This is a genomic window from Lentzea flava, assembly GCF_014648475.1.
GTDB lineage: Bacteria > Actinomycetota > Actinomycetes > Mycobacteriales > Pseudonocardiaceae > Lentzea > Lentzea flava.
The window spans coordinates 1-13,761 of record NZ_BMRE01000075.1; the positions used below are offsets into that span (position 1 = coordinate 1).

A 13,761-nucleotide genomic window follows, 5' to 3' on the forward strand; every position below is an offset into this window, starting at 1 on the left:
CTCCCCGAGAGCCGGAACTGGATTACCAGTCCAACTTCCGGGGAGCGGTTCACACCTCACGTGGATGAAGGAGCCCTTCATCGCTTTCACCCTCCGGACTGGTGGACATCCGCTTACCGCTGAGTAACGTGGGTCACACCCCTACTCGGAGGTAACCATGACCGTCGACGAGCGCGCGGCCAGGCAGGTCGCCGAACAAGCACGGGAAACCCGCTGGCAGCGACCGAGCTTCGGCAAGGAGCTCTTCCTCGGTCACTTCCGCATCGACCTCATCCACCCGCATCCGAGTGGCACGGCCGAGGACCGCGAGCGCGGCGAGGCTTTCCTGGAGAAGCTCCGCAAGTTCACCGAGTCCCACATCGACAACAGGGTCATCGAGCGGGACGCCCAGATCCCCGACGACGTGCTGAAGGGCCTCAAGGACCTCGGCGCGTTCGGCATGAAGATCAAGCCGGAGTACGGCGGCATCGGCCTGACCCAGGTCTACTACAACAAAGCACTGATGCTGGTCGGCAGCGCCAGCCCCGCCATCGGCGCCATGCTGTCCGCCCACCAGTCCATCGGCGTACCCCAGCCCATCGCGATGTTCGGCAGCCCGGAGCAGAAAGCCGAGTTCCTGCCGCGGTGTGCGAAGGGCGAGATCACGGCGTTCCTCCTCACCGAACCGGACGTGGGCAGCGACCCCGCCCGCCTCGGCACCATCGCGACGCTCGACGGCGACGACTACGTCCTCAACGGCGTGAAGCTGTGGACCACCAACGGTGTCGTGGCCGACCTTCTCGTCGTCATGGCCCTGGTGCCCGATCGCGGCATCTCCGCGTTCGTCGTCGAGGCGGACGCCGAGGGCATCACGGTGGAGAACCGCAACGCGTTCATGGGTCTGCGGGGCCTGGAGAACGGCGTGACGCGGTTCCACAACGTGCGCGTGCCCAAGAAGAACCTCATCGGCAAGGAGGGCGCGGGCCTCAAGATCGCCCTGGCCACCCTCAACACCGGCCGGCTGAGCCTCCCGGCACTCTGCGCGGGCAGTGCCAAGTGGTGCCTGAAGATCGCGCGCGAGTGGAGCACCGCGCGCACCCAGTGGGGGCTGCCGGTCGGCAAGCACGAGGCGATCGCGGGCAAGATCGCCTACATCGCGGCTACGGCGTACGCGCTGGAGGCGGTGCTGGACCTCAGTTCCGAGCTGGCCGACGCCGGCAGTCACGACATCCGCATCGAGGCCGCGCTCGCCAAGCTCTACGCGTCCGAGAAGGCGTGGCTGGTCGCCGACGAGCTCGTCCAGATCCGCGGCGGCCGCGGCTACGAGACGGCGGAGTCGCAGGCGGCGCGCGGGGAACGCGGCATCGCTGCCGAGCAGGTCCTGCGCGACCTCCGCATCAACCGCATCTTCGAGGGCTCCACGGAGATCATGCACCTGCTGATCGCGCGCGAGGCCGTCGACGCCCACCTGTCCGTCGCCGGGGACATCATCGACCCCGACGCCGACCGCCAGGCGAAGATGAAGGCTGCGGCGAAGGCCGGCGGGTTCTACGCCAAGTGGCTGCCCACGCTCGTCGTCGGCAAGGGCCAGAGTCCGGCCGGGTACACGGAGTTCGGGCCGCTCGCGAAGCACCTGCGGTTCGTCGAGCGGTCGGCGCGCAAGCTGGCGCGGCAGACGTTCTACGCCATGTCGCGGTGGCAGGGGAAGATGGAGCGCAAGCAGCGGTTCCTCAGCCGGATCGTGGACATCGGCGCCGAGCTGTTCGCGATCAGCGCCGCGTGCGTGCGGGCCGCTCAGGACAAGAACCCCAACGCCCAGGCGCTCGCGGACGCGTTCGCCAGGCAGGCGCGGATCCGGGTGGACGAGCTGTTCGAGAGGCTGTGGAAGAACACCGACGACAGCGACCAGGTGCTGGCGAGGCAGGTCCTCGACGGCAACTACACGTGGCTGGAGGAGGGCGTGCTCGACGCGTCCATCCCCGGTCGGTGGATCGCGGACTCCACGCACCGCGCGTCGACGGTGGCGAACGTCCACCGGCCCACACCGCGCTGAACCCGTTACTGCACTGGGCAGGCTGATGGTGCGGGCGCGGCACCTGCCCAGTGCACGGCCGGTAGGGGGCTACGTCCCCCGCATCCCCCTACCGACTCCCCTTGCAACGGAAGGACACAACACCCTCCAGGTGGAGGTGTCGGTAACGCTAAGCCACAAAACGCCGTTAACAGTTACGACAATTGAGTGAACTACCAGGTGAGGGTCACTCAACTACTCTCAGAGAGTAACTTCAAAGGCCAATTCACGGGCGGCTTCGAGGCCCATCGCGATGGCTCCGGAGAGCACCGCGCCGTCACCGAGCGAGCCCGCCACGATCCGGGGCGCGAGCGGCGTCATCGTGCGCAGCGAAGCCTCCATCGGCGCGAGCAGCAGGTCGGCGTTCGACCCGACGCCACCGCCCAGAACGACCAGTTCGGGGTCGATCACCGCGGTGACCGAGGCGACGAGGAACGCCAGCCGTTCCGCCTCGACGCGCACCGCTTCGAGGGCCCTGGCATCACCGGAGCGCGCGGCAGCGAACACCTCACGGGCCGATCGCGCCGTCAGTCCGCTCTCCCGCGCCAGCGCCACAACGGACTCCGCCGCCGTGGCCTCCTCGAACTGTCCACGTTGGACAGCCGAAGCGGACCTGCCGAACGGCAGGAACCCGACCTCTCCCGCGGCCCCGTGCGCACCGCGGAACAACCTGCCGTCGACGCAGATCCCCATGCCCACACCCGTGCCCACGGTCACGCACGCGAAGACGCGAGCGTCCTTGGCGGCCCCGTAGACGTGCTCCCCCAGCGCCGCCAGGTTCGCGTCGTTCTCCACGACCACCGCCGGCCCGAGCGACGACTCCAGCCCGTCGAGCACGCCCGCCGACTCCCAGCCGGGCAGGTTGGGCGCGTGCCGCACGACGCGCGAGCGCTGGTCGATCACACCGGGACTGCCGATCACCTTCACCACGACGTCCGTGAGAGCGATCCCAGCGTCGGCCACCGTGCGCGACGCCAGGTCGGTCACCGTGCGCACCAGCGCCGAAGCCGACCGGCTGCGGTTTCGCTCGTCCACGCGGGCCACCACCGAGCCGCCCAGATCCGCCACGGCCGCCCGGATCCGCTCGCGACCGATGTCGACGCCCAGCACGTGCCCGGCGGCCGGATTCGGTTCGTAGACCACCGCGGAACGGCCGGGACCCGCTGTCGTGCGACCGATCGGGCGCACGAGGTTGTGGCGTTCGAGATCGACCAGCGCCTGTCCGACAGTCGGCTTGGACAGCCCCGTGTCCTTCGCGATCTGAGGCCGGGTGGCGGCACCCAGACGGCGCAACCGATCGAGCACCGCGCGTTGGTTGAGCACGCGCATGCCCGCTGGTGTACCCACCTCTGGCGGCTTGCGGTCGGTCACCGAGCGAGTCTAGATCTTGACCCGTGGACCACGCGCGCAACTGTTGAGAGGACAGGTTCGAAGACAGTTTCCGTCCGATCTCTTGACAACGATGTCACGTGCAGAAACGCTCCCTCGCGAACGGGGCAGGCAAGGCGGCGGAAGGGTTGCAATGAGGCAACTGGGGAAAAGACGAACAACAACTCTGTTGAGCGTTGCGATCACTGCGACACTGGTGTGCGGCGTCACCAGCGGCAACGCGGCCGCGGCACCAGAGGAGTCAGGCGTGGGCTTTTCGTCGTCCTTTGAGGACGGTCAACCGCAACCGTCGTGGATCAGCACGGTCGAGACCGACGCCGCGGGCAAGCCGAAGGCGGCCGGCGTGATCGGGTCGAGCGGCACGGGACTGCCCGGCAACGTCGCCGAGCACGCGGTGCTGGCGGTCAACGGGGAGAACGCGGGCGCGGGCGAAGGCAAGGCCGAGCTCGTCGACGGCAGCCTGAGCACCAAGTGGCTGGTCTTCGCACCCACGGGCTGGGTGACGTTCGACTTCTCCAAGCACGGCGCACAGACGATCAAGAAGTACTCGCTCTCGTCGGCGAACGACGCAGCGGAGCGCGACCCGAGGGACTGGACTCTGCAGGGCTCGAACGACGGCACGAACTGGACCGTCCTCGACACCCGCACCGGCGAGAACTTCCCCGAGCGGTTCCAGACCAAGGTCTACGACATCGCCTCGCCGGCGTCGTACCTGCACTACAAGCTCGACATCACGGCGAACCACGGCGCGAACATCGTGCAGATCGCCGAGGTCGAGCTCTCCGACGGCTCCACCACCCCGCCGTCCCCGAACATGCGCAGCCTCGTCGGCAGCGGTCCTGTGGGCGGCTACACGGCCAAGGCGCGCGTCGGCTGGACGGGCCTGCAGGCATTCCGCACCCAGGGCAAGCACACGACCGAGGGCCGGGCCTACAGCTACAACAAGGTCTTCGACGTCGACATCAAGGTCGAACCGCAGACCGAGTTGTCGTACATGATCTTCCCCGACTGGGTGAACGACAACCTGAACTACCCGAGCACGTACTCGTCGGTGGACCTCGCGTTCTCCGACGGCACGTACCTGAGCGCCCTCAAGGCGGTCGACCAGCACGGCGCGGTGCTGTCGCCGCAGGGTCAGGGCGCCGGCAAGTTCCTCTACGCCAACCAGTGGAACAAGGTGGCGTCCACGATCGGCGCCGTCGCGGCCGGCAAGACGATCAAGCGGATCCTGGTCGCCTACGACGGCCCCAAGGGCCCGACGGAGTTCGGTGCCTGGTACGACGACATCCGTATCGGCGACGTCGTGAAGAAGCAGTACGCGAAGCCTTCCGACTACGTGCTGACCACGCGCGGCACGAACTCGAACGGCTCGTTCTCGCGGGGCAACAACTTCCCGGCGACCGCGGTGCCGCACGGCTTCAACTTCTGGACGCCGATGACCAACGCGGGCTCGGCCAGCTGGCTGTACGAGTACCAGCAGCGCAACAACGCGCAGAACCTCACGACGCTGCAGGCGTTCACCGCGTCGCACGAGCCGAGCCCGTGGATGGGCGACCGGCAGACGTTCCAGGTGATGCCGTCGGACAAGGCGCCGACCCAGGACCGCGCGCTGCGGGCGCTGCCGTTCAAGCACGACAACGAGATCGCGAAGGCGCACTACTACGGCGTCACCTTCGAGAACGGCATGAAGACCGAGATCGCGCCGACCGACCACGCGGCGGTTTTCCGCTTCACGTTCACCGATGGTGCGCAGAAGAACCTGGTGTTCGACAACGTCAACAACTCCGGTGGCCTCACGCTGGACGCGGCGAACGGTGTCGTCACGGGCTTCTCCGACGTGCGGATCGGGTCCGCGGGCACGACCCGGTTGTTCGTCTACGGCAAGGTCGACAGGCCGGTGACGGCGAGCGGCAAGCTCTCCGGGTTCGGCCGCGACAACGTCGGCGGCTACTTCTCGTTCGCTGACAAGACCGTCGAGCTGCGGATCGCCACCTCGTTGATCTCGGTCGACCAGGCGAAGTCGAACCTGGACCAGGAGATCAAGCCGGCGGACTCCTTCGACGCCGTGCGCGACCGCGCGCAGGCCGCGTGGGACAAGATCCTCGGCATCATCTCCGTCGAGGGCGCGTCCGAGGAACAGCTGATCACGCTGTACTCCAACATGTACCGGCTCTACCTCTACCCGAACTCCGGCTTCGAGAAGGTCGGCGACAAGCTGCAGTACGCGTCCCCGGTGTCGCCACCTGCCGGTGAGAACACGCCGACGAGGACCGGCGCGAAGATCGTGGACGGCAAGATCTACGTCAACAACGGGTTCTGGGACACCTACCGCACGACGTGGCCCGCCTACAGCCTCTTCACCCCGTCCAAGGCAGGCGAGATGGCCGACGGCTTCGTGGAGCAGTACCGCGAGGGCGGCTGGGTGTCGCGCTGGTCCTCCCCCGGTTACGCGGACCTGATGACCGGCACGAGCTCCGACGTGGCGTTCGCGGACGCGTACCTGAAGGGCGTCGGCAACTTCGACATCAAGGCCGCCTACGACGCCGCGATCAAGAACGCGTCGGTGCTGCCGCCGAACAGTGCGGTCGGCCGCAAGGGCATGGACCGGTCGATCTTCCTCGGCTGGACCGGCCACGACCAGATGGAGCACGAGGCCTGGTCGTGGGCGATCGAGGGCTACCTCAACGACTTCGGCATCGCGTCGATGGCGAAGGCGCTGCACGAGAAGACGGGCGAGAAGCGGTACCTGGAAGAGCACGAGTACTTCCTCAACCGCGCCCAGAACTACGTGCTGACGTTCGACAAGCGGATCGGCTTCTTCCAGGGCCGCAACGTCGACGGCTCGTGGCGCGTCGAGGACCCGGCGAAGTACAACCCGCAGGACTGGCGCTACGACTACACCGAGACGAACGGCTGGAACATGGCGTTCACGGTGCCGCACGACGGACAGGGCCTCGCGAACCTGTACGGCGGGCGGGACAAGCTGGCCGCCAAGCTCGACCAGTTCTTCACGCTGCCAGAGACCGCGAAGTTCCCCGGCGGCTACAACGGCGTGATCCACGAGATGGTCGAGGCGCGGGACGTCCGGATGGGCCAGTACGGCCACTCCAACCAGCCGTCGCACCACATCGCCTACATGTACAACTACGCGGGCAAGCCGTCGGGCACCCAGGAGAAGGTGCGCGAGATCCTGTCGCGCCTGTACGTCGGCTCCCAGCAGGGCCAGGGCTACGCCGGTGACGAGGACAACGGCGAGATGTCGGCGTGGTACCTGTTCTCGGCGCTGGGCTTCTACCCGCTGCAGATGGGCAAGCCGGCCTACGCGATCGGCTCGCCGCTGTTCACCAAGGCCACCGTGTCGCTGGAGAACGGCAAGAAGCTGGTGATCAACGCACCCAAGAACAGCGCGAAGAACATCTACGTGCAGGGCGTGAAGGTCAACGGCAAGGCGTGGAACAAGACGTCGCTGCCGCACGACCTGCTCGCGGCCGGCGCCACGATCGACTTCGACATGGGCCCGGCACCGTCCGCGTGGGGCACGGGCGCCGGCGACGTGCCGGACTCGATCACCACGGGCAACGCGGTGCCGACGCCGCTGCGCGACGTCTCGTCCGGCGTCTCCGCCGGAGCCTTGGTGGACAACAACTCCACGACCTCCGCTGTGGTCCGCTCGTTCGACTTCAAGGCGGCCGACGCCAAGGAGAAGGCGGAGTTCTACACGCTGACCAACGCGAAGTCGGGCAAGTCCCCGTCCTCGTGGGAGCTCAAGGCCTCCTACGACGGCAAGACGTGGGCGACGGTCGACAAACGCTCCGGCGAGAACTTCCAGTGGCAGCAGTACACCCGGTCGTTCAAGATCGCGTCGCCGGGCCGCTACAACTTCTACCGCCTGGAGTTCTCCGAGGACGTCGCGCTGGCGGAGTTCGAGCTGATGTCGAAGCCGCTCCCCTGCACCTCGACGGTGACCGGCACGGTCGCCGGAGGCCTGGAGGTCAAGGGCGTGACCTGTGTGGACGGTGCCGTGGTGAACGGCCCCGTCACGGTCACCCGCGGTGCCACGCTGCTGATGTTCGGCGGCGAGATCAAGGGCCCGCTGTCGGCGACGGACGCGGCCTCCGTGGTGCTGGTCGGTGTGAAGGTCGGCGGCCCGGTCACGGCGCACGCCACGACCACTGAGGTCGCGCTCGAGAACAGCTCGATCGGTGGCCCTGTGTCACTGACGTCGAACAAGACCAGGTCGGTGCTGGCCTTCTCGACCGTCGGCGGCCCGTTGTCCTGCACGAGCAACAACCCGGAGCCGTCGAACAACGGCTTCCCGAACGAAGTGAAGGGTCCGAAGGCAGGACAGTGCACTGCTCTGTAGCGAGCAACTGACCTCGTTTGAGCCAGAAAGGCCGCGTTCCGTCACGGAGCGCGGCTTTTCTCGTTCACCTGAACGGATCTATCCCGTTCGGACATACTTCGATGAGATCGTGACCATTCATCGGCAGTGACGCGGGAGGCTGTTGTGGTGCCGTTCGAAAGAGGCCGCGTCTGGGTGGCCGTGCCACAACCGCGAACCCCAGTTCCGTCACGAACCGGCGCCGCGTCCACTAAGGACGGATTCCGCGATCTCCCAGCCTCACCACGAAAGCTCCCGGCACCGCTGCGCTGACGAGCCACCCTCGACCTGCAACGTCGCGTGCTCGATGTGGTACTTGGTCGCCAGCAACACCTGCGCCGCCTTGAGCACGGTCGCGTGATCAGCGTCCTTGGCGGTGGTGAGGTGCGCAGAAGCCACCTCCATGCCGCTCGTGAGCGTCCACACGTGCAGGTCGTGCGCCTCGGTGACCCCGGGAATCCTGGTGAGGGCGGCCTGCATCTCGGTGACGTCGAGCCGCTCTGGCGCGTGCTGGAACAGGATGTGCAGCGCGTTCTTGGCCAGCCCGTACGTCCGCGGCAGCACCCACACACCGATCAGCACACCCATGATCGGGTCCGCGTACTTCCAGCCCGTGGTCAACATGACGACGGCCGAGATCAACACGCCCACCGACCCGACGAGGTCCGCGAGCACCTCCAGGTACGCACCCTTGACGTTGATGCTGTCCTTGGCGCCCTCCTTGAGGACGCTGAAGCTGACGAGGTTGGCCACCAGCCCCAGCGCCGCGGCGATGAGCACAGGCCACCCCGGCACCGCAGGCGGATCCTGGAACCGCCCGACAGCCTCGAAAATCACGTACCCGGCAATTCCGAACAGCAGAACCGCGTTGGCGAGCGCCGCGAGCACCTCGGCCCGGTAGAACCCGAACGTCCGGTTCTCGCCAGCCTTGGCCCGCTTGGCCACGAGGATCGCGGCCAGCGCCATGCCGACACCCAGCACGTCCGTGAGCATGTGCGCGGCATCCGAGATCAGCGCCAGAGACGACGTCGCGAACCCGACGACGAACTCGACCACCATGAACACCGCGCCGATGCCGAACGCGACCCACAGCTTGCCGGCGTGCTGCCCGCTCGCTGACGCCGATCCGTGCCCGTGCCCGTGACCCATGCCAGGAACATATAGCGATATGCGCATGAGTGCAATCCGTGCTTATTCCCTCACACAGGGAAGGTGACTGACACCACGTTGGATCGGTTGGTGGGGGTAGGTGTGAAACCCGGTCGCGCGAGTGCGCTAGGATCTTCGGTGTTGGTAGCGCCCCCGTAGCTCAGGGGATAGAGCACCGCCCTCCGGAGGCGGGTGCGCAGGTTCGAATCCTGCCGGGGGCACTACACAGACGGTCCCGCCGTGGAGATCATCCATGGCGGGACCTTTCTGCTTTGGGAACGGGATTACGACCGCCTCTTGAGTGGTCTTCGAGACGGCCTCGATCGTGTCGCCTAGGAGCGTCACACGGCAGGTGGCGCTGCGGGACACGTAGTCGTAGTGGATCTCCAGTCGGAGGGCCTCGAACAGCTTCCGCGAGAGCTCGTCAGGCAGTTCAGCCAGCTCGATCGGCGAGATGGGCAGGAAGTAGAGCAGGCCCGGATTGGGCGCGTGCTGCACCTCGTCCTCCGCCTTGGCCAACTGAGCCCGCAGCCCCTCAATCTCGCTTTGAAGCTCCGCCCGCCGCTCGTTGACGTCTCGAACGAAGTCTTGGTCGACGTCGGTCAGCTCCAGGTTGCGGACGAGGTTCTTCCTCTTGGTCTCCGCCTCGGTGATCGCTCGACGCAGAGCGGTGATCTTGGTTTTGCGGTCCTTCTGCCCGTTCTCGTCGAGTTCCCGGAGGCTAGCGGTCAGCAGTTGGCGCCGGTACGGACCGAAGACCTGGGCAGCGAGGAAGGCGGTGAGCCCGTCCAGCATGCTCTGCTCCCTGACCCAGTAGGTCGAGGCAGGGTGCCCCTCTGGGACCCATGCCTTTTTTGGCGCACAGACGTAATAGGCATGCTGATGCTTCGTCTTGCCGTAGAGACGACGCTTGCAGAGCACGCAGAAGATATAGCTGCGCAGCCTGTAGGTCCGCTTGGCCTGCGGATCGCGGCTCTTGCTCGCGGTACGTGACCGCTCACGTTGTTCCGCGATCTGCTGGGCCTGGACGAAGGTCTCCAGATCGATGTTCGCCTCGTGGGTCGGCTCGGGCGACCAGACCCATTCCGAAACCGGGTTCATCCGGTTCTTGCCGCCGCCCTTCCGAGCCCGGCGGTTCCACACCATGTGCCCGGTGTGCTTCGGGTTGGTCAGCATGTCGCGGACGTTCGAGTAGGTCCACAGGCCGACGGCGTTGTCCGGGTGGACCGGGGTCGGCGGCGGGTTGGTGACGAGGTCCTCGTTGAGCCGGTCGGCGATGGCCTGGTAGCCGAGCCGTTCGGCGACCCTCCAGCCGAACGACTTGCGAACGACCGGACCTTCCACGGGGTGGACTTCGAGCCGCGTCTTCTTGAGTCCCTTCGCCCGCTTGGCGGGCACGGGGTGCGGGATCTTCTTCGCAAGGTAGCCGTAGCAAGGCTTGCCCACGTTGTAGCCCTGCTCGGTGTGGGTCTCGAAGCCGTCCCACGCCTTGCCGAGCATCTCGATGACGTACCACTCGGCCACGCCCTGCTTGACCCTGCGCGTCAGGACCTGGGTGGAGGTCTTGGCGCGGCGCCCCTTGGCGTCGAGACGGAACGGCTCGTCGGCGCAGATCAGCATGACGCCGGCCGACTCCAACCGGTGCTCGATCTCCGTGGAGGTGTATGACCGGCGGCTCACACGGGAGATGTCCTCACAGATGACGACGTCGAATCGCCGGTCTGGCCGGACCGCCTCGTCAAGGAGATTCTGGATGCCGCCGTCCCGAGGAACCGGGATCTGGAACAGCTCGTGCGCATTGCCACGTCCGCGATCGGACAGATCCTTGCGGCCGGATTCGATGTCGTAGAAGTGCGCGACGATGACGGCGTTGTCCGGCAGCACGCTGTGGCACGACCGCAGCTGCCGCGGGATCGACAAGGTCGGATCCTGCTGATCGTAGGTCGAGGTCCGCGCGACGAACGCCACCCGGATGAACGAGGGCTCCGCGTGTGCCGCAGGACCTGAGAGCGGATGCGCGCGGTCTATGCGGCGCGGTCCTGCCCATTCTCGGAGCGCTTCCGGGCCACTCACTCGATCACCTCCCGCAGCACTCGTGCTTGTTCCAATCGGAGCTGTTCCGCCTCGGCGCCGTCGGCGAGCCGGATCTCGAAGAACATCTCGGGCACCTCATCCGGGCTGAAGTGCCCGGACCCCTTGTCCCGCCGGTCGCGTGCGTCATCCACTGGTGCACCACGCCGCCCGGCAGAAGGTCACGATCTCCGAGGCAGGCGCGAATCCGAGTTCGAGGGTTGGTCCGTCAGCGGCAAGCAGCACGACCCCCGTGAGCTGTGACGAGCTGTTCCCTCGAACGGAATCGACTGGCGGCGCGACCGATGCGATCGAAGCTCGCGCAAACGATCCCCTCGAAGCCGCGGTCGACATCGGACAGCGCGGCCGCCAGCGCATCCCAACCGCGGTCGCAGCGTGAAGGGCCACCGGCTTCGCAGACGGCCTGAGCTACTCGGCCGTCAACGGCTACCGGCATTTCGTAGAAGAACCGGGTGATGGTGACGCCGTCGTTGAGAGCACCCTCGCACCGACGCAGCTGTCGTGCCAGGTCCACAGCGGCACCAGCGTCCGGACAGTTGGTGTAACCCCAGAAGGCCAAACGCGTACCGGCAAGGCATGAGTCTGCAACTCGGTTCATCTCGACTCCATTCGGCGCCGCCAGGCGGGCCCTTCCGTTCGCCAACTAAGGTATCACCTTAGTTGAAGGGATTTAACTTGATCTACTCAACTAACACCTGACCAGGCGCGTCGTCCCTCGAACACGCCGGACATGCGGCGACTCATGCGCTGCAGCCGTCAGGGACACTGGGCGGTGGGTGAAGGCGATACCGAGCGCCGGCGCGCGACGAACAGGGGATGGCAGCAGGTGCAGATCGAGTGGCGGCTGCGGAAGGTCATGGCCAGCCGCGACATCTGGTCCGCAACAGAACTCCGCGAGCTCCTCGTTCAGCGCGTCGGGTTCGAGATCTCCCTGCAGTCGGTTTCCGACCTGGTCAAGAAGCAGCCGGTCCAGGTGAAGATGGCAACGCTCCAGGCGCTCTGTACAGCGTTGCAGTGCACGCCGAACGAACTGTTCGGGATCGACACACCACGTGACGTCTCGCTGGCCGAACCGGACGACGCCAAGTCGCGCAGCGAGATGTGATGCCGCCATTGCGGTTTCCCGGACGGTGAACGCGAGCACCGCGATGAACACTCCGGCAGGAGTCTGCAAGCCCGCTACAGCAACCGCCGGCCCGAGCGTTGAGGCCCAGTTCGCTCGGGCGATCGTGGCCGCGTAGCCGACGAACAACATCACCACGGTGAAGTTCCAGCGGTGGCTGGTCATGCCGCACTCGGCCGGCCATCGTCCGAGTCGACTACGCCCGTCGAGGGTTCGGCAGGACCTCGCTGCGCCCCGCGGAAGGTGCGTTCATCGACCAGTGGCTCGTGCACCTTCGGTGCCGATGTGACCCACTGCTCTACTGGTGCCGGGCGGCCGGCGGCGGTGCGTGCCTAGACCTGGCGTCCGGTGTACTTGACATTGGTGACGATGCGCCGGACCGCTTTGGCGGTCCACTGCCCGGTCGACGCCGGAGCCGGGTACTGGCGCAGGTCACTGTTGAGTCGCCTGGCGATGGCAGCGAACTTCAGGCCGTTGTCGGCGCGCCAGCTGAAGATCTGTCTGACGACCGCGGCGGTCTGCCAGTCCGGGACCAGAACCGCACGTAGCTTGCTGTGCCCGGTCGGGTCGGTGACTCGGATGCGCAAGGCGCGGTAGCCGTAGGGCGGTCGTCCGATCTGGTAGCCGGCGCGGACGAGTTCGACCATGGCCTGGCGGGACCGGCGTGTGGTCTCGGCGTGGTGCGCGGCGAGCACAGCCCATCGGATGCGATTGCCGTGCGCATCGCGCAGCTCGTCGGCGCCGGTCGAGCCATCGGCTGGGTCGTCAACCGTCTCGTGGGCGCCTTCCGGCCGAGTTGTCCACAAGGTTGTCCACAGCTGTGCCCACCAGGGTCGGCTGGTCTCGGCCACCGGTGTGCCGGCGCAGTGGTGACGGGCCGCGGCGCGGAGTGCCGTGCGCTTGCGTCGGAACGTGGGGTGCCAGCCGCACTCGCGGCAGTACAGGCGGGTGGTCATGCCGCTCGCCTCGAGCCGGGGTAGTCGACGCCGTTGACGGCAGATCGGGTGGCGGTCTCGTGTTCGGTCGACAAGGGGGTGTCGGCTGCCGCTGCAGCGAGTTCGGCGTCGTGGACGAGCTGGAACACAAGCACCTCGTGGTGCGCGGTGAGCGCGACGGGCGCTCCGCCGGCGCTGGCTCGAACGGTGGCGCGCCGGTCGGCGAGCGAGGCGCGGGTGACGAGTCGGTTGCCGCGCAGTCCTGCGGTGAGCGCGATGCATCTATCGGCAGGGGCCAGTCCGGCAGCGGTGCCGGCGGCGATCAGCGGAGTGGTCAGATCGACAAGGGAGCCATCCGGGTGTCGGCGCGGTCGGGCAACGACGACGAGGTGCCCGCCGGACCGCAGCAGTGGCTCGCAGTAGGCCAGCGTCGCGGCGAGTTCGTCGATGGCCGCGCTGGAGTCGCGGTCCGGACCGGTCGCGGGCCCAGCCGAGTCGTCGGTCGCGGTGCGCAAGGCGGTCAGGACGAGTCCGACTCGACCGACGAGTCCTGCGGCGCGAATGGTCGCCAGCACCTTCGGTCGGGCGTCGAGTACGGACCCGGTCACGCCAGGCGGCCGCGGCCTTGGCAGCGGTGATGTTG

The 13,761-nt window shown here is 67.1% G+C and carries 9 protein-coding genes, 1 tRNA gene and 1 pseudogene; 5 read left to right on the forward strand and 6 right to left on the reverse strand.

The genetic code is table 11. From position 1 onward, the window contains the following. The first annotated feature begins 157 nt into the window (after positions 1–157). Positions 158–2,032: an acyl-CoA dehydrogenase family protein gene (locus IEZ09_RS41925; protein WP_189259430.1), complete on the forward strand. Its 1,875-nt coding sequence runs from the start codon at positions 158–160 to the stop codon at positions 2,030–2,032. A gap of 219 nt (positions 2,033–2,251) precedes the next feature. Here IEZ09_RS41925 and IEZ09_RS41930 read toward each other — a convergent pair whose 3' ends face one another. Then, positions 2,252–3,421, reverse strand: a complete 1,170-nt coding sequence (locus IEZ09_RS41930; protein WP_189259431.1) for an ROK family transcriptional regulator — start codon at positions 3,419–3,421, stop codon at positions 2,252–2,254. 151 nt (positions 3,422–3,572) lie between these two features. On the opposite strand from IEZ09_RS41930, the gene IEZ09_RS41935 reads away from it, so the two are divergent. Continuing rightward, entirely contained in the window at positions 3,573–7,802 is a 4,230-nt protein-coding gene (locus tag IEZ09_RS41935) for a GH92 family glycosyl hydrolase (protein WP_189259432.1), read from the forward strand. 258 nt (positions 7,803–8,060) lie between these two features. Here IEZ09_RS41935 and IEZ09_RS41940 read toward each other — a convergent pair whose 3' ends face one another. Continuing rightward, positions 8,061–8,969, reverse strand: coding sequence for a cation diffusion facilitator family transporter (locus IEZ09_RS41940; RefSeq protein ID WP_189259433.1), 909 nt, complete (start codon positions 8,967–8,969; stop codon positions 8,061–8,063). 149 nt (positions 8,970–9,118) lie between these two features. On the opposite strand from IEZ09_RS41940, the gene IEZ09_RS41945 reads away from it, so the two are divergent. Both IEZ09_RS41945 and IEZ09_RS41950 read left to right on the forward strand, forming a co-directional pair. Continuing rightward, a tRNA-Arg gene (locus IEZ09_RS41945) sits at positions 9,119–9,190 on the forward strand. Positions 9,191–9,347: 157 nt separating this feature from the next. Next, a complete protein-coding gene (locus IEZ09_RS41950; protein WP_189259434.1) occupies positions 9,348–9,962 on the forward strand; it encodes a hypothetical protein in 615 nt (204 codons plus the stop codon). An 18-nt stretch (positions 9,963–9,980) separates the two neighbouring features. Here the strand turns inward: IEZ09_RS41950 and IEZ09_RS48035 are convergent. Next, positions 9,981–11,042 (reverse strand): annotated as a pseudogene (locus IEZ09_RS48035) (recombinase family protein); the annotation flags it as partial. Then, positions 11,039–11,194: a hypothetical protein gene (locus IEZ09_RS41960; protein ID WP_189259435.1), complete on the reverse strand. Its 156-nt coding sequence runs from the start codon at positions 11,192–11,194 to the stop codon at positions 11,039–11,041. The pseudogene IEZ09_RS48035 and the gene IEZ09_RS41960, both read right to left, overlap by 4 nt. Before the next feature lie 638 nt (positions 11,195–11,832). Between IEZ09_RS41960 and IEZ09_RS41965 the strand changes: the two genes are divergently transcribed. Continuing rightward, positions 11,833–12,165 carry a helix-turn-helix domain-containing protein gene (locus IEZ09_RS41965; protein ID WP_229813417.1) on the forward strand — a complete coding sequence of 111 codons (333 nt, stop codon included), beginning with the start codon at positions 11,833–11,835 and terminating at the stop codon, positions 12,163–12,165. A 350-nt stretch (positions 12,166–12,515) separates the two neighbouring features. Here IEZ09_RS41965 and IEZ09_RS41970 read toward each other — a convergent pair whose 3' ends face one another. Continuing rightward, entirely contained in the window at positions 12,516–13,139 is a 624-nt protein-coding gene (locus tag IEZ09_RS41970; protein WP_189259436.1) for a recombinase family protein, read from the reverse strand. Then, positions 13,136–13,633: a hypothetical protein gene (locus IEZ09_RS47075; protein ID WP_229813420.1), complete on the reverse strand. Its 498-nt coding sequence runs from the start codon at positions 13,631–13,633 to the stop codon at positions 13,136–13,138. The genes IEZ09_RS41970 and IEZ09_RS47075 overlap by 4 nt, the downstream gene beginning before the upstream one ends. Positions 13,634–13,761 lie beyond the last annotated feature (128 nt).